23 protein-coding genes are annotated in these 23224 nt (G+C 67.3%); 8 read left to right on the top strand and 15 right to left on the bottom strand.

Going from position 1 to position 23224, the window contains the following annotated elements:
• Nucleotides 1-98: 98 nt before the first annotated feature.
• Genes A5681_RS11440 through A5681_RS11450 form a run of 3 tightly spaced genes read right to left on the bottom strand, consistent with a single transcriptional unit; the run spans nt 99 to nt 2219 of the window.
• Nucleotides 99-1346 (bottom strand): cytochrome P450, encoded by a 1248-nt coding sequence (locus A5681_RS11440; protein ID WP_067273863.1) that lies wholly within the window; start codon nt 1344-1346, stop codon nt 99-101.
• Nucleotide 1347: 1 nt separating this feature from the next.
• Nucleotides 1348-1542: a ferredoxin gene (locus A5681_RS11445; protein ID WP_067274134.1), complete on the bottom strand. Its 195-nt coding sequence runs from the start codon at nt 1540-1542 to the stop codon at nt 1348-1350.
• 11 nt (nt 1543-1553) lie between these two features.
• Complete coding sequence (locus A5681_RS11450) at nt 1554-2219, bottom strand: TetR family transcriptional regulator (protein WP_067273868.1); 666 nt, start codon at nt 2217-2219, stop codon at nt 1554-1556.
• Between the two features lie 197 nt (nt 2220-2416).
• Between A5681_RS11450 and A5681_RS11455 the strand changes: the two genes are divergently transcribed.
• Nucleotides 2417-3061 carry a PAS domain-containing protein gene (locus A5681_RS11455; protein ID WP_067273871.1) on the top strand — a complete coding sequence of 215 codons (645 nt, stop codon included), beginning with the start codon at nt 2417-2419 and terminating at the stop codon, nt 3059-3061.
• A gap of 7 nt (nt 3062-3068) precedes the next feature.
• Here the strand turns inward: A5681_RS11455 and A5681_RS11460 are convergent, their stop codons facing one another.
• Nucleotides 3069-3875 (bottom strand): SDR family NAD(P)-dependent oxidoreductase, encoded by an 807-nt coding sequence (locus A5681_RS11460; RefSeq protein WP_067273875.1) that lies wholly within the window; start codon nt 3873-3875, stop codon nt 3069-3071.
• A gap of 148 nt (nt 3876-4023) precedes the next feature.
• Here A5681_RS11460 and A5681_RS11465 point away from each other — a divergent pair, with 148 nt between their 5' ends.
• From A5681_RS11465 to A5681_RS11480, 4 genes are all read left to right on the top strand, one after another.
• Nucleotides 4024-4791: an SDR family oxidoreductase gene (locus tag A5681_RS11465; RefSeq protein WP_067273878.1), complete on the top strand. Its 768-nt coding sequence runs from the start codon at nt 4024-4026 to the stop codon at nt 4789-4791.
• 30 nt (nt 4792-4821) lie between these two features.
• Nucleotides 4822-5565 carry an SDR family NAD(P)-dependent oxidoreductase gene (locus tag A5681_RS11470; protein WP_067273882.1) on the top strand — a complete coding sequence of 248 codons (744 nt, stop codon included), beginning with the start codon at nt 4822-4824 and terminating at the stop codon, nt 5563-5565.
• Between the two features lie 5 nt (nt 5566-5570).
• On the top strand, nt 5571-6437 hold the full coding sequence (locus tag A5681_RS11475; RefSeq protein WP_067273886.1) for an ABC transporter substrate-binding protein: 867 nt from the start codon (nt 5571-5573) through the stop codon (nt 6435-6437).
• Between the two features lie 149 nt (nt 6438-6586).
• Nucleotides 6587-8227 (top strand): multicopper oxidase family protein, encoded by a 1641-nt coding sequence (locus A5681_RS11480; protein ID WP_067273890.1) that lies wholly within the window; start codon nt 6587-6589, stop codon nt 8225-8227.
• Here A5681_RS11480 and A5681_RS11485 read toward each other — a convergent pair.
• The 8 genes from A5681_RS11485 to A5681_RS11520 are packed head-to-tail and all read right to left on the bottom strand — an operon-like array spanning nt 8224 to nt 17386.
• Nucleotides 8224-9048 carry an alpha/beta fold hydrolase gene (locus A5681_RS11485; RefSeq protein ID WP_067273893.1) on the bottom strand — a complete coding sequence of 275 codons (825 nt, stop codon included), beginning with the start codon at nt 9046-9048 and terminating at the stop codon, nt 8224-8226. The two genes, A5681_RS11480 and A5681_RS11485, sit on opposite strands and share 4 nt — an antisense overlap.
• Nucleotides 9048-10040: a cyclase family protein gene (locus tag A5681_RS11490; RefSeq protein WP_156737937.1), complete on the bottom strand. Its 993-nt coding sequence runs from the start codon at nt 10038-10040 to the stop codon at nt 9048-9050. The genes A5681_RS11485 and A5681_RS11490 overlap by 1 nt, the downstream gene beginning before the upstream one ends.
• Nucleotides 10037-10861: a coniferyl-alcohol dehydrogenase gene (locus A5681_RS11495; protein ID WP_067273900.1), complete on the bottom strand. Its 825-nt coding sequence runs from the start codon at nt 10859-10861 to the stop codon at nt 10037-10039. The genes A5681_RS11490 and A5681_RS11495 overlap by 4 nt, the downstream gene beginning before the upstream one ends.
• A gap of 31 nt (nt 10862-10892) precedes the next feature.
• Nucleotides 10893-12200: an LLM class flavin-dependent oxidoreductase gene (locus A5681_RS11500; protein ID WP_067273903.1), complete on the bottom strand. Its 1308-nt coding sequence runs from the start codon at nt 12198-12200 to the stop codon at nt 10893-10895.
• A 3-nt stretch (nt 12201-12203) separates the two neighbouring features.
• Entirely contained in the window at nt 12204-13943 is a 1740-nt protein-coding gene (locus tag A5681_RS11505) for an FAD-binding protein (protein WP_067273905.1), read from the bottom strand.
• On the bottom strand, nt 13940-14857 hold the full coding sequence (locus A5681_RS11510; protein WP_067273908.1) for a 3-carboxyethylcatechol 2,3-dioxygenase: 918 nt from the start codon (nt 14855-14857) through the stop codon (nt 13940-13942). Before A5681_RS11510 ends, A5681_RS11505 begins: the two co-directional genes overlap by 4 nt.
• Nucleotides 14805-16523 carry a bifunctional 3-(3-hydroxy-phenyl)propionate/3-hydroxycinnamic acid hydroxylase gene (locus A5681_RS11515; protein WP_067273911.1) on the bottom strand — a complete coding sequence of 573 codons (1719 nt, stop codon included), beginning with the start codon at nt 16521-16523 and terminating at the stop codon, nt 14805-14807. Before A5681_RS11515 ends, A5681_RS11510 begins: the two co-directional genes overlap by 53 nt.
• Nucleotides 16523-17386: an alpha/beta fold hydrolase gene (locus A5681_RS11520; RefSeq protein ID WP_067273914.1), complete on the bottom strand. Its 864-nt coding sequence runs from the start codon at nt 17384-17386 to the stop codon at nt 16523-16525. Before A5681_RS11520 ends, A5681_RS11515 begins: the two co-directional genes overlap by 1 nt.
• 126 nt (nt 17387-17512) lie before the next feature.
• Between A5681_RS11520 and A5681_RS11525 the strand changes: the two genes are divergently transcribed.
• Both A5681_RS11525 and A5681_RS11530 read left to right on the top strand, forming a co-directional pair.
• A complete protein-coding gene (locus tag A5681_RS11525; protein WP_067273918.1) occupies nt 17513-18190 on the top strand; it encodes an IclR family transcriptional regulator in 678 nt (225 codons plus the stop codon).
• Between the two features lie 14 nt (nt 18191-18204).
• Entirely contained in the window at nt 18205-19818 is a 1614-nt protein-coding gene (locus tag A5681_RS11530; protein WP_067273922.1) for an FAD-binding protein, read from the top strand.
• 2 nt (nt 19819-19820) lie between these two features.
• On the opposite strand, the gene A5681_RS11535 is transcribed toward A5681_RS11530, so the two are convergent.
• Nucleotides 19821-20195 (bottom strand): nuclear transport factor 2 family protein, encoded by a 375-nt coding sequence (locus A5681_RS11535; protein ID WP_067274137.1) that lies wholly within the window; start codon nt 20193-20195, stop codon nt 19821-19823.
• Nucleotides 20196-20258: 63 nt separating this feature from the next.
• Complete coding sequence (locus A5681_RS11540; protein ID WP_067274140.1) at nt 20259-21479, bottom strand: sensor histidine kinase; 1221 nt, start codon at nt 21477-21479, stop codon at nt 20259-20261.
• 104 nt (nt 21480-21583) lie between these two features.
• On the opposite strand from A5681_RS11540, the gene A5681_RS11545 reads away from it, so the two are divergent.
• Nucleotides 21584-22237 carry a response regulator gene (locus A5681_RS11545; protein ID WP_067273925.1) on the top strand — a complete coding sequence of 218 codons (654 nt, stop codon included), beginning with the start codon at nt 21584-21586 and terminating at the stop codon, nt 22235-22237.
• Here A5681_RS11545 and A5681_RS11550 read toward each other — a convergent pair.
• On the bottom strand, nt 22230-23141 hold the full coding sequence (locus A5681_RS11550; RefSeq protein ID WP_231996285.1) for a thiamine pyrophosphate-dependent enzyme: 912 nt from the start codon (nt 23139-23141) through the stop codon (nt 22230-22232). The two genes, A5681_RS11545 and A5681_RS11550, sit on opposite strands and share 8 nt — an antisense overlap.
• Nucleotides 23142-23224: the final 83 nt, after the last annotated feature.

A 23224-nucleotide genomic window follows, 5' to 3' on the forward strand; every position in this document is an offset into this window, starting at 1 on the left:
CCGAAGCCGCCGGGCGGGTAGAGCGAAACGGTGCTTGTTTGAGTCGTCATCATTGACCCTCCATTCGGATCGGCGTTGTGAGCGTCGCGGCCTGGGGGCTACCAGGTCACCGGAAGTTCGTAGACGCCGTAGGCAAGTCGGTCGTCTTTGAGGGGCACGTCCTCGACCGGGATGGCCAGTTCGAGTGTGGGGATACGGCGGAACAGGGTGCGGTACACGATTTGCAGCTCGGCGCGGGCGAGTTGCTGCCCGACGCACTGATGCCGGCCGTAGCCGAAGGCGACGTTGCGGTCGGCCCCGGAGCGATGCAGGTACAACCGGTCGGGCTCGGGGAAGGCGTGCGGATCCCAGTTGGCCGGGGCCAGGTCGATGATGATGCCTTCGCCGGCCCGGATCGTTTCCCCGGCGATGTGGATGTCTTCGAGCGCGACGCGGCGTTGCCCGTTCTGAATGATGCTGAGATAGCGCAACAATTCCTCGACCGCGCTGGCGATGACCTTGGGATCCTCGGCGTCGCGCAGCACCGCCAACTGGTCCGGATTGACCAGCAGCGCGAGCACCCCGAGGCCGATCATGTTCGAGGTGGTCTCGTGCCCGGCGATCAGCAGTCCGGTGCCCAGCTGCGCCGCCTCTTTCACGCTCAGCTCGCCGGCCTTCACCCGCTCGGCGAGGTCGGACACCGCATCCTCGGCCGGATTCTCCATCTTGGCCTCGACGAGTTGCGCGAGATACCTGTTCAGGCTCATGGCGCCTTTGGCGGTGTCTTCACCGGTCGCGTACCGCGCGAGGCCGACGTTCGCGTGGTGCTGGAACATGTCGGCGTCCTCGTAGGGAACCCCGAGGAGCTGGCTGATCACCAGCGACGGGACGGGCAGCGCCAACGCGGTGACCACGTCGGCCGGCCGCGGTCCGGCCAGCATCGCGTCGATGTGATCGTCGGTGATCTGCTGGATGGTGGGGCGCAGACCCTCAACGCGCTTGAACGTGAACGGTTTCGACAACATGCGCCGGAACCGGGTGTGTTCTTCCCCGTCGGCGGTGAAGACCGACCGCGGCCGCTTGTCGACCGTGGACAACATGCCCGCGTTCCAGTGCGGAAAACCGGGCAGTCGGTCGTCGACGCTGACCCGTGAGTCCGAGAACAGTTCGCGCACCTGCTCGTAGCCGGTGATGAGCCAGGGTGCGCTGCCGTCCCAGATCCGGACTCGGGACAGCGGCCGAGTTTCGGCGAGCGCCATGACGCCCGGCGGCGGGGCGAAGGGGCAGCCCGCTTGTCTCGGCATCGGGTAATCCGGGATCTCGGAGGCCGCTTGGGCCGCGGAGCTGTTGGTCAGCGTTTCCGACATGTCATTCCTCGATGTGGATGGCCAGCGCGGGGCACGCCGCGGCCGCCCGCCGCGCGCCGTCGGCCTGATCGGGCGATGGACTGGGGTTGAGCAGAACCACGACGCCGTCGTCGTCGCGCTGGTCGAATACCTCGGGCGCATTCAGCACGCAGTTCCCCGATGATGCGCAGACGTCTTGGTCGACAGTCACTTTCATCTGCGGACCTTTCACTCGTACGGCGTGACGGGCGCCAGCCACATGCCCACGATGGCGTCGATGAGGCCCGACGCGGCGGCCCGCCAGGAGCGGTGTGGTGGCGATGCGCCCGCGGCAAGCGCGCGTTCCCGATCGGCGCACGTGTGCATCAACAGATTGCGGGCCATGATGTTTCGTTCGAAGTGCACTTCGGCCGGCAGGTCGGGCAGGCAACGGTTGATGCCCTCGACGACCTGGACCAGGGACGGTGAGCTGAGGGCGCCTTTGACGATGATGTTGTAATACGCGGGGTCGGTCATCGCCTGCGCCGCGAACCGCGCGTACCAGGTGGGATTGCCGAGGTCCTCCAGGTGATCGGTGAGCGGGCGCACCAGGCAGGCCACCCAATCCCTCATATCGGGGGATCGGGTCGAGTCGTGCAGTTCGGCCACCATCTGCTCGCGCAACTGCTCGACCGGCAGGCGGTGTTTGTGTTCGATTGCCCGCACCAGATCGGCCTTGGTGCCGAAGTGGTAGCCCACCGCGGCGTTATTGCCCTGACCGGCGGCCTCGCTCACCTGTCGGTTCGACACCGCGAACATGCCGTGCTCGGCGTACAACCGCTCGGCCGCAATCAGGATCGCTTCCTGGGTGGAACTGGCCCGCTCGGTGCGCACCGCCCGGCCGATAGTGGTCACCCGGACAGTCAACCTCGGGCCGACGATTAAGTCAAGCGATTGATTTAATTAGAGCCCCGGGGTCGTGCTTCGGTGCCACTCGGCGGACAGCGGGTGACAAAGGTCCCTCGTTTGCGTCGGCCCGCCTGGGTCACGATGGCTTCTTGCGCGGCGGCGACGTGGCGGTGTCAGGACGGTGAACCATTGCGGGGGTAGGCATGTTGTCAGCCAGCCGGGTCGCGGCGATCGAGGAATCCGTGTGGTTCCAATCGAAGTGGTCGCCGTACCTGTTGGCCGACGCCGACCTGCGGATCCGCGCGGTGAACTCCGCCTGCGAACGCGTGTCGGGGCATCCGCGCGAAGAGCTCTTGGGCCGCCCGCTGTTCGACGTTTTCCCGGACAACCCGGACGATCCCGAGGCGGACGGGGTGGCCAACGTCTCCGCGTCGCTGGAGTTGGTTTTCCGCCGTGGGGTCCGGCACTGGATGGGGGTCCAGCGCTACGACCTCCCCGACCGTCAGAACCCGGGCGCGTTCGTCTACAAGGTCTGGACACCGATGAACGACCCGATCAAAGACGGCAAGAAGACCGTCGCGGTGCTGCAGCACGCGCAGGACGTCACCCGCGTCGTACCCCCAACGCCGGAGGAGCGCGCGTATCCGAAACTCTTCGAGTTGAGGAGGGCGGCCGAGGCGCTCGGGCGCCAATTTCCCGACCTCCCCGGCGAAGCGGTGCTCAGCGTGCTGACGCATTCGCACAGCGTGATCACGGAAAGCGCTGGCGCCGAAGACCTTGAGCGCGCGCAGGCGCTGGCCCGGCTACGGCTGGAAACCCACGCCGGACATCCCGCTCGAGAGGGCTGACGCGGTCTCACTCACCCTTGCGCGGGCGGATCACCTTGCCGGCGGACGTCCCCCCGTCCACCGGCAGCACGGCCCCGGTGACATAGCGCGACCGGTCGGTGGCGAAGTACAACGCCGCCTCGGCGACGTCGTCGGGCGTGCCCTCCCGCTTCAGTGGCCGGTCGTCGCGCATCCCTTGCCGGATTTTCGCCTCGAACCGCGCCAGTTCATCTGGGTCCACGTCGACCGCCGACGAAGCCAGGATCGGCGTGGGGATGCTGCCGGGGGCGATCGCGTTGACTCGAATCTCGTGGCGCGCCAACTCGATTGCCGCCGATTTGGTGAACTGGATGACCGCGGCCTTCGACGCGCGGTAGATCATCACCCCGCCGCCAGCCTGGATTCCGCCGATCGACGTCAGGTTGATGATCGATCCGCCGCCGCTTTCGGCCATGTGGCGGGCGGCATCCCGGGTGCCGGCCATCACCCCCAGGACGTTGACGCCCATCACCCGGTGGAAGTCGGCCAGGTCGTCGTCGAGCAGTCGGCGCAGGGGGCTGGAGATTCCGGCGTTGTTCACCATGACGTGTAGACCGCCGAATCTTTCGACGGTGGTGGCGACCAACGCGCCGACCTGTTCGGGATCGGAGACGTCCGTTCGCCGGAACAACGCCTGGGCGCCCAACGTGGCGGCCAGCTCCTCGCCCCGGTCGGCCTCGATGTCGGCGATGACGACCCGCGACCCCTCGGCCACAAACCGTTCCGCGATCCCGCGACCGATTCCGGACGCACCGCCGGTGACGATGGCAACCTTGCCAGCCAATTCGTTGACCACCCGACGAGTTAATCCGCGCCGACCAGGTTAAGTCAAGCAGTTGATTTAAGCGGCCGGAGGGAGCCGGTACCGCCCGAGGGTTCCCCTTCTCCCGCGCGCCCGCCATGCTGAGGGGACCAGTTCATCGGGAAACTCGGGAGGGCAAGACATGAAGGTGTTGGTCGTCGGCGGCAGCGGACTCATCGGGTCGCAGGTCATCGCCAATCTGACGGAGTTGGGGCACGAGGCGGTGTCAGCCTCACCGCGGTCGGGGGTCGACTCCGTGACCGGCGAAGGTCTCGCCGAGGCCGTGGCGGGCGTCCACACGGTCGTCGACGTGTCGAATTCGCCGTCGTGGGCCGACGACGATGTGCTCAACTTCTTCACCACCTCCACCCGCAACCTGCTGGAGGCGGAGCGGGCCGCCGACGTGCGGCACCACGTAGCCCTCTCGATCGTGGGCGCCGATCGCACCCAGGAGAGCGGCTACATGCGGGCCAAGGTCGCCCAGGAGAAGCTGATCGAGGAATCGGAACAGCCGTACTCGATCGTGCGGGCGACACAATTCTTCGAATTCGTCAGCGGCATCGCCGATTCGGCGAGTGACGGCGACACTGTTCGCCTGCCGCATGCGGCGTTCCAGCCCATCGCCGCCAAGGACGTCGCCGCGGCCGTAACACGCGCAGCGGCCGGCGAACCGACCAATGGCGTCACCAACATCGCGGGTCCCGAAAAGCTGGGCATGGACGACTTCGCCCGCGCCAGCCTGGCAGCGGACGGTGATGCACGCCAGGTCGTGACGGATCCGACGGCCCGTTATTACGGCGCCGAACTCGATGACCACAGCATCGTCCCCATCGACGGGGAAGACCCGACGATCTACCCCACTCGCTTCAGCGACTGGAAAGCCAGTCAAACTCCCAGCGGTGCGCGCTAGCCGACCGCGGAAAGCCCGGGGGTGAGAGCGATGCCACGAGTCGCATTGATCACCGGAGCCAGCCGTGGAATCGGGGCGGCGACCGCGCGGGTCCTCGCCGAGGGGGGCATGCGGGTGGTGGTGAACCACCGCGCGAGCGCGCCGGAAGCCGATGAGGTGGTGGCGAGCATCACCGCAGCCGGCGGTGAAGCCGTCGCGATTCAAGCCGATGTCACCGTGCCCGGTGACGTGACGGCGATGGTCGATGAAATCGCGCAGCGCTGGGGTGGGGCCGACGTCCTGGTCCACAATGCGCTGATCCCCTTCGTCGTCACCTCGTTCGCCGACCTGACCTGGGAACAACTGGGTGGCAAGGTGAACACCGAGCTGCGCGCCGCATACCTATTGACGAAATCCGTTGTGCCGCACATGATTTCTCGGGAATATGGCCGGTTGATCTATCTCAGCACCGGCCTTTCGCGTCGTCCGCGCGAAGGGATGATCGCGCTGGGCACGGCGAAGGCGGCGCTCGACCAGTTCGTCCGCTACGTCGCCCTCGAGCTGGCGCCGCACGGGATCACCGCGAATCTCGTCGCGCCCGCCACCGTGGGCGGCACGAAGGTAACCGGCCAGCTCTCCTCCGAGCGGGTGCGTCAGCTCGGCGACGCCGCGCCGATGGGGCGGCTCGTCACCCCCGAGGAGGTCGCCCACACGATCGCGTTCTTGGCCAGTGCGGACTCGGGTTTCACCACTGGGCACTACCTGCCGGTCAACGGCGGCCTTGCGATGGACTGAACACCGTGCACACCATCGATTTGGCCTACGTCGGGCGCGGCATTCACGAAGAATTGGTCGCGTATGTGGCCGATCAGGAGGGTTACTTCCACGATGAGGGTGTTCACGTCGCGGTGCGGGACGGAATAGGCTGGGACACAGAGCGTCTGCGCTCCTGCGCAACTATTGGCCTCGGGCGTGCCCTGTTATCGCGACTGACGCACGGCATCGAATGGACGGTGTTGAGCGTCAACACGCACCGTCCGCTGTTCTGGTTTCTGGGCGGCACCGGGGTGACATCCATGGCGGATCTTCGCGGGCGCCGGCTTGCGGTGCACGCCCCGCACACCGCGCCGGGCTGCTTCGCCCGAATCGTGCTGCGCCAGCACGGCCTTGATCCCGATCACGACCTCGAGTGTGTGGTGCGCGCGCCCGGTGACTACCAGATGGATTTGAGGAAGCTGCGGGATAGGTCGATCGACGCCGCGTATGTCGGGAGCACCCTTGATCCCGAGCAGGTCGCTGATGAGGAAGGCTTCCACGCGCTGGCCTGGGTGGGAGATCATTTTCAGATTCCCACCGTCGGAGTCGCCGTGGATCCGACCCGGCTTCCGATCGACAGCCCGGCTGTCCAAGCGGTGGTGCGGGCCAACCGGCGTGCGCTGAAGACGATGGCGGAACGGCCCGATTTGGCGATCGGCCACATGGCGTCCTTCTTGAACCGGCTGACGGCCGCCGAGGTGCAACGCCACTACGAGCGCTACATCGGTCCGTACTTCACCGCCGACGGCCGGGTGGACCTCGATACCGCCCAGCGCGCGCTCGACGCGGTCGCCGTCGAACTCGGCGTCACGCCGGTGCCGGCCCAGCGGATCTACCAGCCTGCCGTCTAGCCGGGCACCGAAAAAAACGTGGTCGGTTCAGGCTCACTCGGCCGCGAAGCGCCGCTCGCGCCGACGATCGGTGCTGTCCGTTGCGCTCCGCGGGCCGCCCGGACGCGGTATAAGACATGGGGACGAGTCGAGCAAACGAGGAGCGATCGATGCGTGTGCAACCCGCAAGCGGTGCCCCCGTCGAGCAAACGCTCCTCACCCGGCGAGGATTCATCGCTGCCGGCATCGCCGGGGGGTTCGCGCTTACGGCGTGCAGTCAATCCAAGCCCCCGCTCACCGGCAATGCACAGATGGCCGCCGCGATCGACGCGGCCGAGGCCGCCAGGCCGCACAATGGCCGCACCGTCACCGCCAGCCTGACCGCTCAATCGGTCCAGATCGACCTCGGCGGTCCCGTTGTCCGCACGCTGGCCTACGGCAACTCGATCCCCGGAGCGCCGATTCGGGCGCGCATCGGAGACGAGCTGGTGGTGAACGTGTCGAACCGGCTCGACCATCCGACGTCGGTGCACTGGCATGGCATAGCGCTGCGCAACGACATGGACGGCGCCGCGCCCGCCACCCCGAACATCCCCGCCGGCCAGGACTTCACCTACCGCTTCTCCGTCCCGAATGCGGGCACCTACTGGGCCCATCCGCATAACGGGCTGGACGCCGACATGGGCCTGTATCTGCCCGTCATCGTCGACGACCCGACCGAGGGCAATTACGACGCCGAATGGATTGTCGTTCTTGATGACTGGACGGACGGCATCGGGAAGTCGCCCCAACAGCTCTACACCGAACTGACCAGCCCGAACAAGCCCGCCCCGCCAAGCGCCACCACAACGCCGCCCACCACTTCGACGACCTCGACGACCAGCGAGACCTCGACGACGTCCTCGACGACTGAGACCTCCGCAACGTCGACCAGCCCGACCAGCTCGGCGAGCCCGCCGCCGCCGTCGGCGGCGACGTCGGGGGGAAGCGTCGGCAGAAGCGATCTGCTCGGTGGCGACGCCGGCGACATCGCCTACCCGTACTATCTGATCAATGGCCGAATCCCGGCCGCCCCCATGACCTTCAGCGCGAAGCCGGGGCAGCGCATCCGGATCCGGTTCATCAACACCGCCTCCGACACCACGTTCCGCGTCGCGCTGGCCGGTCATTCGATGACGGTCACCCACACCGACGGCTACCCCGTGGTCCCGGCCCAGGTCGATGCGCTGCTGATCGGGATGGCCGAGCGCTACGACGTCATTGTCACCGCCGCCGACGGCGTATTCCCCTTGGTGGCACTCGCGGAGGGAAAGAACGCTGTGGCCCGCGCGCTGCTGTCCACCGGCGCGGGCAGCCCGCCCGACCCCGGACTTCAACCGGCCGAACTGAATCGGCGGGTGGGCACGGTGGAGATGTTCACGGCGACAACGCCGGTGAACCTGGGCCGGCCGCAGCCGGATCTGAATCTCCCGGTGGTGTTGGGCGGCAACATGGTGCAATACAACTGGACCATCAACGGAAAGCCCTATAGCGACACCGAACCGTTGCACGTCCGGGAGGGCGAACGTCCCACGATCACGTTCGACAACACCACGATGATGTACCACCCGATTCACCTGCACGGCCACACGTTCCAACTGATCAAGGCCGACGGCAGCCCCGGTCCCCGCAAGGACACCGTGATGGTGCTACCCAAGCAGAAATTGCTCGCCGTGTTGGTGGCCGACAATCCGGGATTGTGGATGTTGCATTGCCACAACACTTATCACCAAGAGGCCGGGATGCAAACTCGGCTGGATTACGTGTTCTAGGCGTTCGAGGCCAGGAAGTCCAGCAGTAGCCCGTTCACCGTCGCCGACTGCTCGATCTGTGGGCAGTGGCCGGCCCCGTCGATCACGACCGAGCGGGCGCCGTCGATCTCCTTGGCGATCTCGGCGGCCCAGCCGGCCGGCAGCAGCTTGTCGTCTCCCCCTTCGACGACGACCGTCGGTACGCCGATGCGCTGGTAAGCACGCGCGCTCGACGGGGTCGGGGGCCGCGACGAGCCCGGGCGACGAAAACGGGCCGCCGCCACCGCCTCCCACGCCCCCGGTGTGGTGCTCGACGCGTGGCGCCGGCCCACGTATTCCTCGTCATCCGGGTACCCGGGGTCGTGGAACAGGGCTTCGACGATGCGCCGCATGGCCGGAAGAGTGGCGTCATATTCCTGTAGCGCCTCGAAGTGCTTGTTCTGCTGGATCTCTCCACCCCCGCAGATGATCGCCATGCTGCGGACGGGAAGCAGCGGCTTGTCGGCGGTGGCGTCGGTGAGCAGGTTGATCGCCCCCATCGAATTACCCACGAAGTGCGCGGAATCGATCCCGAGCAGCTCACAGAACCGAGCCACGTGCCGGATCCGCATCCCGCGCCCGTCGACGAAATCGATGACTTTCGCCGAGTGCCCGAAGCCCAGCTGGTCCGGTGCCAGCACTCGATACCGGCCCGCGAGCGCGGCGATGTTGCGTTCCCAGCCGAGTTCGGCGCTGGCACCGAATTCCCCACCGTGCAACAGCACCACCGGATCGCCGTCGCCCGCCTCCAGGTAGCCGGTCGTCAGGCCGTCCACCAGCATGCTCTTGCGCGCGAAGTCCATCACTTGACCGCGATCGGGTTGACCGGGGAGCCGACCGCTCCGACCACCCGCAGCGGCGGCGCGATGAGCTGGAACTCGTACACGCCGTCGGCGGCGCAGTCCTCGGCCAGCGCGGTGAGGTCCCAGTATTCGCCGAAGATCATCCCCATGTCGCGCAGGCAGAGCAGGTGCAGGGGGAAGGTTATTCCGTCGATGCCCGACACCAGGTCTTCGACCTGGAGGTTGTCGGCGGCGACGGCCGCGATCTCGTGGTCGTGCAGCCACTGGGCGCATCGCCAGTCCAGTCCGGAGTAGCCTTCCGTCTTGTTCCCGGTCATGAGAAACCTTGTCCACCAGCCGGTCCGGATGAGCACGATGTCGCCTCGCCCGATCGTCACGCCTTGGGCGCGAACCACGTCGTCGAGTTCTTCCGGCGAGATCGGGTTCCCCGCTTCGAGGAAGACCTCCGCCCCGCGGTGGCGAACCAGGTCCAGCAGCACACCGCGGGACGTGATGCCCTTGACGTCGACCTTGTCGATACCGCAGTGGTAGGCGCCCATGCTGGTCACCGAATCCGCCGCGAAGCCGTTGTAGAGGTGGTCGTCGTAGTAGACGTGGGAGAGCGCATCCCACTGGCTCGCCGCCTGCAACGGCATGATGATGATGTCGTCGTTGAAACGGAACGGGTTGTCGGCCGTCATGTAGCCACTCAGCTGCTGGGCCAACGGGTTACGCGGCCAACTGGGCCCGTACTTGGCCAGCGTGTGCACATCGCCGCCGTCGACGGTCATGATGTGGACCGGGTTGTGCCGGAATTCGAACGCGCCCTGCGGACCGGAGGCGCCGAAGTCGACCCCGAGCGGGAACACCTTGCCGTGTCTGACCAGACTCGCGGCCTGGGAGACCTTGTCCGCCGTGATGAAGTTGAGCGTGCCGAGCTCGTCGTCGTCGCCCCACCGTCCCCAGTTGGAGACGTCACGGGCGGCCCGCCGGAAGTCAGTCAAGTCGGTCACCGGGCTCCTTCCTGCCATTGTAAGAGGTCACGCGCGGTCGCGGCGCCCACGTTTCCGCCGTCGACCCAGATGACCTGACCGGTGATGTAGCTGGCCGCAGCACTATTCAAGAAGAGCAATACCGCGGCCTGCTCGCCCGGGTCGCAGACCCGGCCCAACGGCTTGGGGATGTCGTCGAGGAAGCCCTGCCCGTACGCCGTGCGCAGCTGGTCGAGGATCGGGGTTTCGGTGACGCCCGGGCCCGTGCAGTTGATGCGGATGCCCTTGGCCCCCAGTGGCGTAGCGCTTTGCATGGTGTAGAAGATGATCGCTTCTTTGGACAGTTGGTAGCCGTTGCCAAGGGCCTCGGGGTTGGCGTGGCACCAGTCGATGCCCTCCTGCATCGTGGCGGTGTTCAGCAGGGCCGCCACTACCGGCGCGTGTTCGCGATAGGCGGCCGCCGCGAGCGAGGAGACGCTCACGATCGACGATCCCGCGGCCATCTTGGAAACCAGCGCCTCGGTGAAATGGCGTAGTCCCAGGAAGTTGACCGTGGCGACCAGCGTGGGGTCACCGATCCCGGACGAGACGCCGGCGACGTTGAAAAGCGCGTCGACCGGCCCGTCGATCGACCCGGTGGCGGCATCGATCGAACCCTGGTCCGCCAGGTCCACTTGACGAAAGTCGTTGAGCTGGAAGTCGGGCCGGCGCTTGTCCAGTCCGACGACGTCGGCACCGAGTTCGGTGAGTTGCCGAACCAGCTGGCACCCGATGCCCGAGGCGCATCCGGTCACCACCGCGCGGCGTCCGTCGTAGCGCCAGAGGTCGTCGATCGATCCCAAGGCCGTCTCCTGATTCAGCGACCTTTCGGAGTCACTTGTTCTGCTGTTGTTCCTTCAACCGCTGGGCCGCCTGCACCCGGCCCTCGTTGATCTCCGCCATGGCTTCGGGGATCTCGCTGGCGGTGAACTTACCGCCCCGGCCGGTGGGCAGGCCACCGAATGAGTACTTCTCGTCGAACTTGGGCGCACTGGATTGCGCCCGCCGCGCCTCCACCTTCTCGATGACGGGCTCCAGCCGCTTGGCCTTTTCGGCCACCGCTTTGGCGTCCCGCTCGATGAATTCGGGCAAGACGTCGGAGCCCATCAGTTCGATGGATTCCATGGTGCCCTCGTGGCTGCGCGGGTTGAGCAGCAGGATGATCTCGTCGACGCCGCTTTCCTCGTAGCCGCGCAGGAATTCGCGGACGGTGGCGGGTGATCCGATCGCGCCGCGGCCGGGCCCGTAGGCCAGCGTCGGATCCTTTTCGACCTCTTCCAGATACCGCTTCCACACCCCGGTCCGGCCGGGCGTGTGCACGCCCGTCATGTAGTAGTGCATGATCCCGAACGAGAAGAATCCGCCGCCTTGCCCCAGCCGTTGCAGCGCCTGCTCGTCGGTCTTGGCGACCATCATCGACAGGTCGCCGCCGATGGCCAGGATGTTGGGATTGATTCGCGGTGTGACGGGCACGCCGTTCTCTTCGAATTCCTTGTAATAGCCGTTCACCCGCTCGGTCAGCGGCCCGGGCCCGGTGTAGGCGAAACTCAAGGCGCCGATCGCCTTTTGGGCGGCCATTTGCACGCTCGCCGGCCGCGTGCAGGCGACCCAGACCGGAGGGTGGGGCTTTTGGAGCGGCTTGGGAACGACGTTGCGGGCCGGCATCTGGACATGCTCCCCGCTGAAGCCGGAGAACGGCTCCTCGATCATGCAGCGGATCGAGACCTCGAGGGCCTCTTCCCACTGCGCCCGCTTGTCGGCGGGATCGATGTTGAACCCGCCTAGTTCACCCACGGAGGACGATTCCCCGGTGCCGAACTCGACTCGGCCGTTGGAGAGCAGGTCGAGGGTGGCGATGCGTTCGGCGACGCGGGCCGGGTGGTTGACCACCGGCGGCAGGTGCATGATGCCGAACCCGAGCCGGATGTTCTTGGTCCGCTGGCTCGCCGCCGCCAGGAAGATCTCCGGCGCCGTCGAGTGACAGTACTCCTCGAGGAAGTGGTGCTCGGTCAGCCAGACGGTGGAGAAGCCCGCCTTGTCGGCGGCCTCGACCTCGTCGAGGCACTCCTGCATCATCACGTGCTCGTCGTCCGGGGCCCAGGGCCGCGGCAGGGCGAATTCGTAGAACAGCGAGATCTTCATTTACTACCTCCTATGAGAATTAAGGGTTCGGTTGGCTGCATGTGCGGCAATGTGATTCGCGGCGACGAAGCCGAACGTCATCGCGGGTCCGATAGTCGCCCCCGCCCCGGCGTAGCTGCGGCCCATCACCGGCGCGGAGGTGTTGCCCACCGCGTACAGTCCCGGCACCACGGACGCGTCGTCGCGTAGCACCCGCGCGTATTCGTCTGTGCTCAGGCCCCCCGACGTCCCGAGGTCACCGAGAACGATCCGGAACGCGTAATAAGGCGGGTCGCCCAGCGGGTACAGGTTCGGGTTGGGCAGTGTGGGGTCGCCGTAGTAGTTGTCGTAGACGCTGTCGCCGCGGTTGAAGTCGTCGTCGTGACCCTTGCGGGCGAGTTCGTTGAAACGCCGGGCGGTTTGGCAAAGATGATCCACCGGCACGCCGATGCGGTCCGCCATCTCCTCCCAGGTCATCGCGGCTTTGACCACACCCGATTCCAGCCACGCCGCGGGGACCTTGCGGCCGGTGGGAACCGGTGCGCCCGGGATCTTGGGTAGCGGTAGGTGGCCCCCGATGACGTAGCGATTCCACGACCTGTGGTCGGTGATCAGCCAACAGGGAATGTGGGTGATCCCGGTCCGCTGCCCGTCGATCATGGCGTGGCCGAAGTCCATGTAGGGCGCCGCCTCGTTGATGAACCGCTTGCCATCGCCGTTGACGATGAACTGCGCCGGCATCATGCGTTCGTTGAGCATGAATTGCATCCGGCCGTCCGGCCACTGGATGGCGGGAAACCACCACGCCTCGTCGAGCAACTCGACTGCGGCGCCCAGCTTCTGGGCCGCGCGGATGCCGTCCCCCATCGCGGCGGGGTTTCCGAAGCTCCAGTCCTGATCCACCTCGGGTAGCAGTTCCTTGCGCCAGGCCAGGTCGTGGTCGAAGCCGCCGGAGGCCAGGATCACCCCCAGACGCGCGCCGATTCGCTGCGTTTCGCCACGCCTTTCCACCGCCGCACCCGTCACCGATCCGTCGGCGTCGGCGAGCAACTCGGTCATCGGCGAGTCCAGCCACAGCGGGATGCCGCGCTCGCGCATGGTCAATCTCAGGCGAGCGGCCAGGGACTGCCCGATCGCCGCCATCCGCTCGCCGAACACCCGCGCCCGCACCATCCGCGCAATGAGCTTGAGCAGCACTCCCTTGCCCGCCCACGATTGCCGGATGCGGTAGAACGTCCGAAGCTCCTTGGGCCCCAGCCAAATTCCTTTGGGCGCCAGAGCCAGGGGCTTCAGCAGCAGCTGTTCGTCGGGCCCCAGCTTCCGCAGGTCGATGGGCGGGACGTTGATGGTGCTGCCGAGTTCCGATCCGCCGGCGAGTTCCGGATAGTAGTCCGCGTAGCCCGGTTTCCAGACGAACTCGCACCATCCGGAGAGCCGCTCGAGGAATCCGAGCATCTTCGGCGCGGATTCGACGTACTGCCGTATCCGCGCCTCGCTGACCAGTCCACCGGTGATCTGCCGCAAATATTCGGCGACGCCTTCGGTGTCCGGGGCGTAGCCCTCCCTGCGTTGCGCCGGCGCGCCGGGCACCCAGATGCCGCCCCCGGACAGGGCGGTGGAGCCGCCGAAGAACGACGATTTCTCCACCACCAGCGCGTCCAGGCCGGCGGCCTGGGCGGTCAGGGCGGCCGTCATACCACCGCCACCCGAACCGATGACCAGCACGTCGACAACGTGGTCGAAACCATCTGCCGCAGTGGTCATTTCGGGACCGCCGTTCTGATGGCGAATCCGGCGATCAGTTCCGGAGCGGGCTGGTAGTAGCGGCCGACGGTTTTGTAGGGACCCGCGCTCGCCAGCGCCCCGAATGCGGCGATCCACGTTCTGATCTCCTGGGCGGAGCTGCCGCCTTCGTGCGTCACGAACGAGTTGGACCATTGGTCCAGTTCGGTGAGCTGGCCGCCGTCGATGATCTCGAGGAATCGCTGATCCCACACCGGGTTCAGCGCTTGCAGGTCGCTGTCACCGGCGGCGAAGCGCTTGGCCGCATCGATCACGGCCGACTGCCGGGCCTGCCGCTGTTCGGGCGTCATCGGCCGCCCTTGGACGATGCGCTCCAGCACCGGTGCCGGCGCAGTCGCCAGCGTGGGCACCGGCGGGCTGTGCGAAAGCCCACCCGACCCCAGGACGAGGACCCGCTTGTCGAGTGTGGACAAGTAGGCGCCGACGGCGGCACCGAGCGCCCGGCAACGATGCAGCGGCCCCAGCGGCACGCCGATCGCGTTGATGAAGATCGGTATCACCGGGCGGGCGGTCGCGGCGCCGAACAGCTTTTCGAGGGGCTGGACGGTGCCGTGGTCGACGTCCATGCATGCCGAGACCGCGACGTCGACCCCGGCGTCGAGCACGGCTTTCGCGCACTCGGTCGCCAGCTTCTCCGGGACGTCGAGGGGGCCGGCGTGGGTGCCGTAGTCCCCGACCCCGTTGGCGCCGGTGCCGATGCAGAAGGGCGGCATCGTCTTGTAGAAGAACCCGTTGTAGTGGTCCGGGGAGAAGACGACGACGAGTTCGGGGTCGTAGTCGTCGACGAATCGTCGCGCTTCGGCGATCGCGCCCTCGATGTCATCAAGCAGGTCCTGCGACGGCCCCGGAAGATTCAGGAGCGGGCTGTGCGACATACAGCACAGAGCCAGTGCCACTTTGCGGTTCACCCCCTCGCGGTGTGAGGGTGAGTGCGTCAAGGAGTGCGGCGCTCAGGTCGGGGGCGCGCTGGGCGATGCAGGCGCCGGCGATGCACCGATCGGGCCGCAGGAACAACACCGACTCCTGGTGAGTGTCGAACCAGGACTTGACGGCGCCGCTGGGATCGCCGACGACTACCACGTCGGGATCGTCGTGTCCGGTCCAGTGCAGCTGGGTCACGGGACGCAACGCAATGAACTTCGCGCCCAGCGCTTTCCAGTTCGCGAAGGCGACGTCGCCGAGAATCTTGCGCGGGTTGTTGTTCCAGCAGAGCACGGCGAACCAGTCACCGATGACGTCGTCGAGCAGCACATTCCGCTTCTCGCGGGTGTCGACCCGCGGCTGGATGAACAGCGTGCCCACCGGCGAATCCGCCCGGCCGGGCGCGCTGTGCACGACGGCCCCCTGTTCGTAGCGCGGCATCGGCTTGAACCGCATCTCCAGGACATACCGCTTGAGCGACGGCACGATTGACGCCGACCGCACCAGCAGGTCTCGCGCGCCGGCCACCCGCCGATTGGTCGGCGAGATCACTCGACCCACCATCGTGGAGAGGTCGATCATCGCCCGGGCGTGCTTGCGGCGCTCCACGTCATAGGTGTCCAGCAGCTTGTCGTCCGCGCGACCACTGACCACCGCCGCCAGCTTCCATCCCAGGTTGGCCGCGTCCCGGATGCCGCTGTTGTAGCCCTGGCCCTGCCATACCGGCATCAGGTGCGCCGCGTCTCCGGCCAGCAACAGCCGGCCCCGACGAAACGCCCCGGCGATCCGGGAGTGATGCGTGTAGACCCGCCGGCGGATCACGTCGACGCGGTCCGGGTGCGGCACCATCCGGGCCAGCATCTGCGTCAGGAAGGCCGGATCCTCCGCCTGCTCGTCGGTCTCGTCGGCGTGAATCATGAACTCGAACCGCCGGATTCCGTGCGCGATCGAGATCGACGCGTACGGGCGTTCGGGGTCGGCGCCCACCTCGCTGTTGGGGTGGCCGAGCGGGTCGTTGGCGATGTCGACCACCAGCCAGCGCGTGGACGATGTGGTTCCGTCGAACGACACGTCCATCATGCGGCGGGTCATGCTGCGGCCCCCGTCGCAGCCGACCACGTAACGCGCTCGCAGGCTTGCGGTTTCGTGGTCGTGCCGGCCCCCGAGTTCGACGGTCACCCCGTCGTCGTCCTGCCGGCAGGCGGTCATCGGCCGTCCCCACCACACCTGGACATGCTCGAACCGGTCCAGGCCGGCCAGCAATTCGGCGTCGACGAGGGGCTGCACGAAGCCATTGCGCTTCGGCCACCCGAACCGGGCGTCGGGCGGGGCCATTTCGGCGAGGACGCGCCGCTTGGCGTCGACGAACCGCAGGATCTGGTTCGGCACCGTGTGCGGCACGACCCGGTCGGCCAGCCCGATCGACTGGAAGGTCCGCAACGCCTCGTCGTCGAGCCCCACCCCGCGCGGATAGTCGATCAGCGTGTCCCGTTCCTCGACCAGGATGGTGCTAATGCCTTGCAGACCAAGGATGTTCGCCAGCGTGAGGCCGACCGGTCCCGCCCCGACCACGACAACGTCGGTCTCGATTCCTGCCGGCTCACGCCCCGGGTCGACCATCACCGCCCCAGCAGGAAGTCAAGATGCAGACGATTGAACGTCTTGGGGTCCTCGTACTGAGGCCAGTGACCGCAGCCGGGCATCACCTCGAAGCGCGCGTTGGGAATCATCGACGCGATCCGGCGGCCCTCGGTCACGTCGGCGGTCGGGTCGTCACTGGTCCACAGCACCAGCGTGGGCGCGATGATCGCACCGTACTCGTCGGGGCCGATGATGTTGCGCGCCCGAATCTCCGGGTCCTGCAGCGCCATGATGTCCCGCATGGCGTCGACGAACCCCGGTTGGCGATAGACGCGTTGGCGGCTGGCCACCAGGTCGTCGTAGTCCTTGGACTTGTCGGCCATCAGCCACTTGATCCGCGCCTGCACCGTCTCCCAGGTCGGGTCCTCGGCGGCGGCCATGGACAGCGTGATGATCCGCTTCATCACGACCGGGTCGGCCTGCGAGCCGCCGGCGGTGTTCAGGACGAGCCGGTCCACCACGTCCGGATGGTCGATCGCGGCGCGGGTGGCCACCCAGCCGCCCAGCGATTCACCGCTGATGCAGGCGCGATCGACACCGATGGTGCGCAGGACCGCCATCAGATGCTCGACGTAGTGCCGGACCTCCAGCGGGTGGCCCGGCTTATCGGTATAGCCGTGGCCCAGCATGTCGATGGACCAGGTCCAGAAATGTTCGGCGTGGGCCCCCAGGTTGCGGACATACGCCTCGGCGTGGCCGCCTGATCCGTGGAGCAGCACCAGCACGGGCTTCCCGGGGTCGCCGGCGCGCAGGTAGCGCGTGCGCACCCCGCCGGCGTCGAGGTAGCCCTGCTCGAATGCGACGCCCTGCAGATCGCTCCAGATGCTCTCGAACTCCGCCACGGTTCCTCTCTGGCCCATGAGTGGGGAAATCTCGTTCTCGTTTTGGACGTACCTTGTGTGCTAATATCGCACACTAATGTGCGCTATATATAGAGCTTCGCTCTCGCGTCTAGGTCTGTCAAGGCTGTGACGGGTTCGGGCACGGGTTCGCAGACGCTGGCCAGGGGACTGACGGCGCTGCAAATGGTGGCGGATTCGCCCGGCGGCCTCACCGTGCAACAGCTGGCGGACCAGGTCGGGGTGCATCGCACGATCGCCTACCGATTGCTGACAACGCTGACCGAGTTTCGGCTGTTGGCCAAGGGGGAGGACGGCCGCTACCGCCCCGCGTCCGGCCTCGCCGTTCTGGGCGCCGCATTCGACCGCAACGTGCGCCAAGTCAGCCTTCCGACGCTGCGTGCCCTGGCCGACGAGCTCGGCACCACGGTCTCGTTGCTCATCGCCGAGGGCGACCAGCAGGTGGCCATCGCGGTGATCGTGCCAAGCCATGTGGCCTACCAACTGTCCTTCCATGAAGGCAGCCGATATCCGCTGGACCGCGGCGCCGCCGGGATCGCCTTGCTCGCCAGCATGCCGCCGCGCCCGGGAGAGCGAGACCTGGTGACCCGCGCGCGCGAGCGCGGCTGGGTGACCACGTACGGGGAGATCGAGCCGAACACCTACGGCCTCGCCGTGGCGGTGCACCGCCCCCCGCCGTCGCCGCCAACCTGCATCAACCTGATCTCGCACCGGGAAGACGTCGTGATGCGCGGAAAGGATGCGGTCGTCAAAGCCGCGAAACAGTTGTCCGACCTGCTGAGCTGAAGGGGTAGCAATTCATGCCGTGGGACATGCAAGCCGATGTCGTCGTCCTCGGCAGCGGAGGCGCCGGGCTCACCGCCGCGCTCACCGGCGGCGGGGCCGGCGCGTCGGTGGAGGTTTTCGAGAAGGCGCCGACCATCGGCGGCACCACCGCGGTGTCGGGCGGCGTGGTGTGGATCCCCGCCCACAACCGTTCTCCCGAGGGCGAATTGACGCCCGCGGACGCGCTGCGATACCTGCGCGCGCAATCCCTGGGCTCGATGGACGACGAGCTGGTCGAGACCTTCGTGCACACCGGTCCCGCAATGCTCGACTTCGTCGAGGCACACAGCGGGCTGCGCTTCGAGATCGCCACCGGCTTTCCGGACTACCGGCCCGAGCTGCCGGGAGGGCAGCCCGGCGGCGGCCGGTCCCTCACCGCGGGGCCGTTCGATCTGAACCGGCTCGGCGAGTGGGGTCGCCGGATCACCGCGTTCCCGGCCGATTGGTCCAACGTCGGTATCGATGCGGAAACGAGGGCCCGCCTGCACGTGACGATCGACCAAGGCAGCGACCTCTGCGTCGCCGGGACGGCGTTGATCGCGGGTCTGCTCAACGGATTGCTGGATGCCGGGGTCACACCCCGGACTGACGCCCGGGCCGAAGAGCTCATCGCCGAGAATGGCGAGATCGTCGGGGTGCGCATCGCGTTGGCCGAGCGAAGCATCCGGGTGCGCGCGCGCCGCGGAGTCGTCCTGGGTGTCGGTGGCTTCGAATGGGATGCGGGTCTGGTGCAGGCGTTCCTGCGTGGCCCGATGCACGGCGCGGTGTCTCCGCCCAACAACACCGGAGACGGCCTGCGCATGGCGATGGCGCACGGCGCGGAACTGGCCAACATGGGCGAGGCCTGGTGGGTGCCGATCGTCCAGATTCCGGGCGACACGATCGACGGCAGGCAACGCAGCCGCAGCGTACGCCTGGAGCGAACGCGGCCGCGGAGCATCATCGTCAACTCGGCGGGGCGGCGCTTCGTCAACGAGGCGTGCGACTACAACTCCATGGCCGGCGCCTTCCACTACCTCGATCCCCGCGGCGGGTACGTCAACGACCGAGGATGGATGGTGTTCGACTCAATCCACCTGCAGCGCTACGGATTCCTGGGCGTCGAACCGGGACAGCCCGTTCCGGACTGGTTTTGCGAGTCCGCCGACCTCGCCGAGCTGGCCGCGAAGACCGGCATCGACGCGGACGGCCTGATCCGCACCGTCGACGACTGGAACCGTCACGTGGCCGCCGGGGCCGACCCCGAGTTCGGGCGCGGCTCGAGCGCCTACGACGGCTACTGGGGCGACGACAAAGCGGCCACTCCAGCCGGCAAGACCCTCGGCCCGATCGACACCGCCCCGTTCTACGCGGTGCCGGTGTGCATCGGCGCGATGGGCACCAAGGGCGGTCCGCGCACCGACCGCGACGGGCGGGTGCTGCACGTCGGCGGCGAGCCCCTACCGGGCCTGTTCGCCGCCGGAAATGCGATGGGTGGGGCCACCGGCCGCGCCTACGGCGGCGCCGGCGGGACATTGGGCCCGGCAATGGTTTTCGGTTACCGCGCCGGCCACGCGGCCGCTACCGGGAAGTCCGTCGACCTCGAGTAGCGCTAACCGAACGCGTCGGTGATGGCCGCCATGTCGAAGTAGTCGCGCCACCCGGCGATCCGGTCGTCTCGCACTTCGAAGACACCCATCACCGGCAAGGGAATTGTTCCGCCGTCCTTGCGGCGCATGACATCGGTGCGTTCGTTCATCACGAACGTCGCGTCGGCGATCTGACGGTGAACGTTGAAGTCGATTCCGTCGAACGCGGCGAGAAAACCCGCGATGAAGTCACGGATCGCCTCGCGGCCATGCACTGGAGCCATTGGGATGTTGTGGTACACCGCGTCTTCGGTGAAATATCCGGCGATCTCGTCGGGGTCGGGCGATGCCCAACGTTTGCAGAACTCCGTGACCAGCTCATCGGCGGAACGTGTCATGCCCTTCATGCAACACATTGCCGCAGGGCAAATCAAGACCGGAGAAGGCCGGCAGACCGCGGTTTAGTTCGGGATCGGCAACTCGACGCAGATGTGGGTGCCCGCTGGGGCGTCGAGGAAGACGAACGTCCCGCCGGCGGCTTCCACGCGGGCCCGGTGTGACGCCAATCCGATGTGCCCCTCGCCGAGGCGGCGCGCCACCGTCTGGTCGTCGAACCCGACACCGTCGTCTACCACGTGCAAGACGCACGTTCCGTCGGTGATGCCGAGCATTACCGAGGCGCTCCGGGCCCGGGAATGCTTCACGATGTTGGACAGCAGCTCGCGCACCACACCGAACACAATCGCGTCGATCGCGGTGCGAATCGGGAAGTCGATGTCGGTGGAGATGTCGATGTCGGATCGCTGGGTGGTCAAGGTGGCCAGCTGCTGGACCGCCGCCGCCAACCCGACCTGCTCGAGGACGGCTGGGTGCAGCTCGAACGTGGCCTGCCGCAATCGCTCCGACGCCATCTGCAGGCCGGCCAGCGCACGCGCTACCCGATCATCGCCCGGCAGCGCCGCGTCCAACTCGACCAGCTCTTGGCGCACCGCCAAGATGTCCTGCAGAGGTCCGTCGTGGATGGATTCCGAGATCCGCCGCTGCTCGACGTCGGAAGCGGTCATCGTCTGCGCGAGCAGCTCCTCGCGCAATGTGCTGAGCCCGGCCACCGAGCGGGTGTGCCGCTCTTCCACCCGGACCGCGACAAATGCTGTGACACAGAGGAATCCGTAAAGCAGGAAGCGGAACGTGGCCTCGGTGACGCCGATCGATCCGACCATTTCCGGGTCTTCGAGCACCGCGATCGCGAACCCCACCATCGAGAAGAGCAGCACCACGGCCGCTCGCCGGGACGAGACGTCGAGCCCGATCAGGATCGGCAGCGCCATCATGATCAGCAGCGGATGCAACCCGTTGGTCGACAACACCTGGAAGACGGTCAGCACGACCACATCGATGACCGTGAACGCGAACGGCTCCAGGCGGCCGACGCGGGTCAGCCGTCCCCGGGTGAGCCATCGTCGGCTCGGCGAGAAGGCCAGCGTCAGAGCGCAGAGCGCCATCGCGCCGTACAACACGATCAGCACGGATTGCTGGGTCCACTCGGACCGGCGGGTGCCACTGAGCATCGCAGCGACCATCAAGGCCACCACGCCGATGCGGAGGACCGACGCGAGCCGATACGAGCGCAGCTGATGCAGCTTGCGCACCCGATCCAGTTCCGCGTCACTGGCGAACGCCACGCGAACACAGTACTCATCCGCGCCGGCCGTCTCGGCGCAAAGCGCCCAGGTGTGCATCAGAGTTTCCGCTGGTTGTCGCGCAGTTGCGGTCTAGACTCATCGCCATGGCCGGCCCAGCAACGCCCGAGAAGGTGCGGGTGGTTGTCGGCGACGATCACCCCCTGTTTCGTGAGGGCGTCGTTCGGGCGCTGTCGTCGAGCGGTTCGGTCAATGTGGTCGGGGAGGCCGACGACGGCTCGGCCGCACTGGAACTGATCAAAGAGCACCGGCCCGATGTCGCCCTGCTCGATTTCCGCATGCCCGGCATGGATGGCGGCCAGGTGGCCGCGGCGGTGCGGAGTCAGGAGTTGCCGACCCGCGTGCTGCTGATTTCGGCGCACGACGAGCCGGCCATCGTGTACCAGGCGCTGCAGCAGGGCGCCGCCGGGTTCGTGCTCAAGGACTCGACGCGCAGCGAGATCGTCAAGGCGGTGCTCGACTGCGCGCAGGGCCGCGACGTGGTGGCGCCCGCGCTTGTCGGGGGCCTCACCGCGGAGATCCGTCACCGGGCCCAACCCACTGGACCCGTGCTCAGCGCGCGAGAGCGCGAGGTGCTCAACCGGATTGCGCGCGGGCAGAGCATCCCCGTGATCGCGTCCGAGCTGTTCGTGGCTCCGTCGACGGTCAAGACGCACGTGCAGCGCCTGTACGAGAAGCTCGGCGTCAGCGATCGCGCGGCCGCCGTAGCCGAGGCGATGCGGCAAGGCCTGCTCAGCTAGCGGCCGGCCAGTGACCCGATTCGCTGACCGCCGGACCCTCGGCCCGCAGGAGCGCGTTCGCGACCGCCGCGGCCTCGCCCACCAGGTGGCGAGCCTGCCGTTCCACCTCGTAGAGGTGCCCGGCGGCGACGCCGATGTTGGCCAGCTGGCGGCGGGCGTAAACCAGTGGATCGACCCCTGCGGGGTGGTTGGTCCGGTAGGTGACCGCCTCGACCATGCTGGGGCCGCCGCCGGCGCCGGCTCGCTGCACCGCTTCGTCGACCGAAGCACGCACTGCCGCAACGTTTTTGCCGTCGACCGACGAGACGGGTAACCCATAGCAGTCGCGCGGCCCGCGGCGCACACCGGACCCGTCGTGGATGCTCTCGATGACGAACACGAGCGGAAGCCGCCACGACACCGCAATCCGCGCGGCCGATTGAAACTCGGCGGACTTGGCGGCGTCATCCCCGATGACGCACAGGGTGACTCCGCCCGCGCCGGCCACCTGCTGCCCGTAGGCGTCGCCGATCGCGAACAGAATGGACTGCCTGACCGGGTTCGACGTGCCGAAGATCTGCTTCCATTCGGCGGCGAAGAGGCTTTCCTTCGCACCGCCGGCCGCAGCCCGCCGCGGGGCGGTCATCCCGGCGATGGCCGGGCCCAACGGCCGGGCGAGGCCGACCTCCTGGGCGTGTTGGAAGTGGCGAATCGCGGTGTTCAAGATGTCGCCCGGCCGAAGCGCCGCGATGGTGCCGACGGCCACGGCCTCCTGGCCGAAGGCGGCCTCCATGGGCCCGTTGAGCAGGCCGTCGATGCGCCGCTCCTCCAACGCCATGTCAAGCAGGCGCAGTACCCACATTTGGCGGTACAGCTCCAGCTGCTCTTCAACGCGTGCGGCCGACAGTTCGGGTGTGCGAGCCATGTGCCGGGTCTCCTAACTCGTCGCGGGATCGTGGCGGCGTCGGCCGGAGCGCTGCGACGGACGGTGGTCCGCTCGGTGGCTGA

This window comes from Mycobacterium scrofulaceum, assembly GCF_001667885.1.
GTDB lineage: Bacteria > Actinomycetota > Actinomycetes > Mycobacteriales > Mycobacteriaceae > Mycobacterium > Mycobacterium scrofulaceum_C.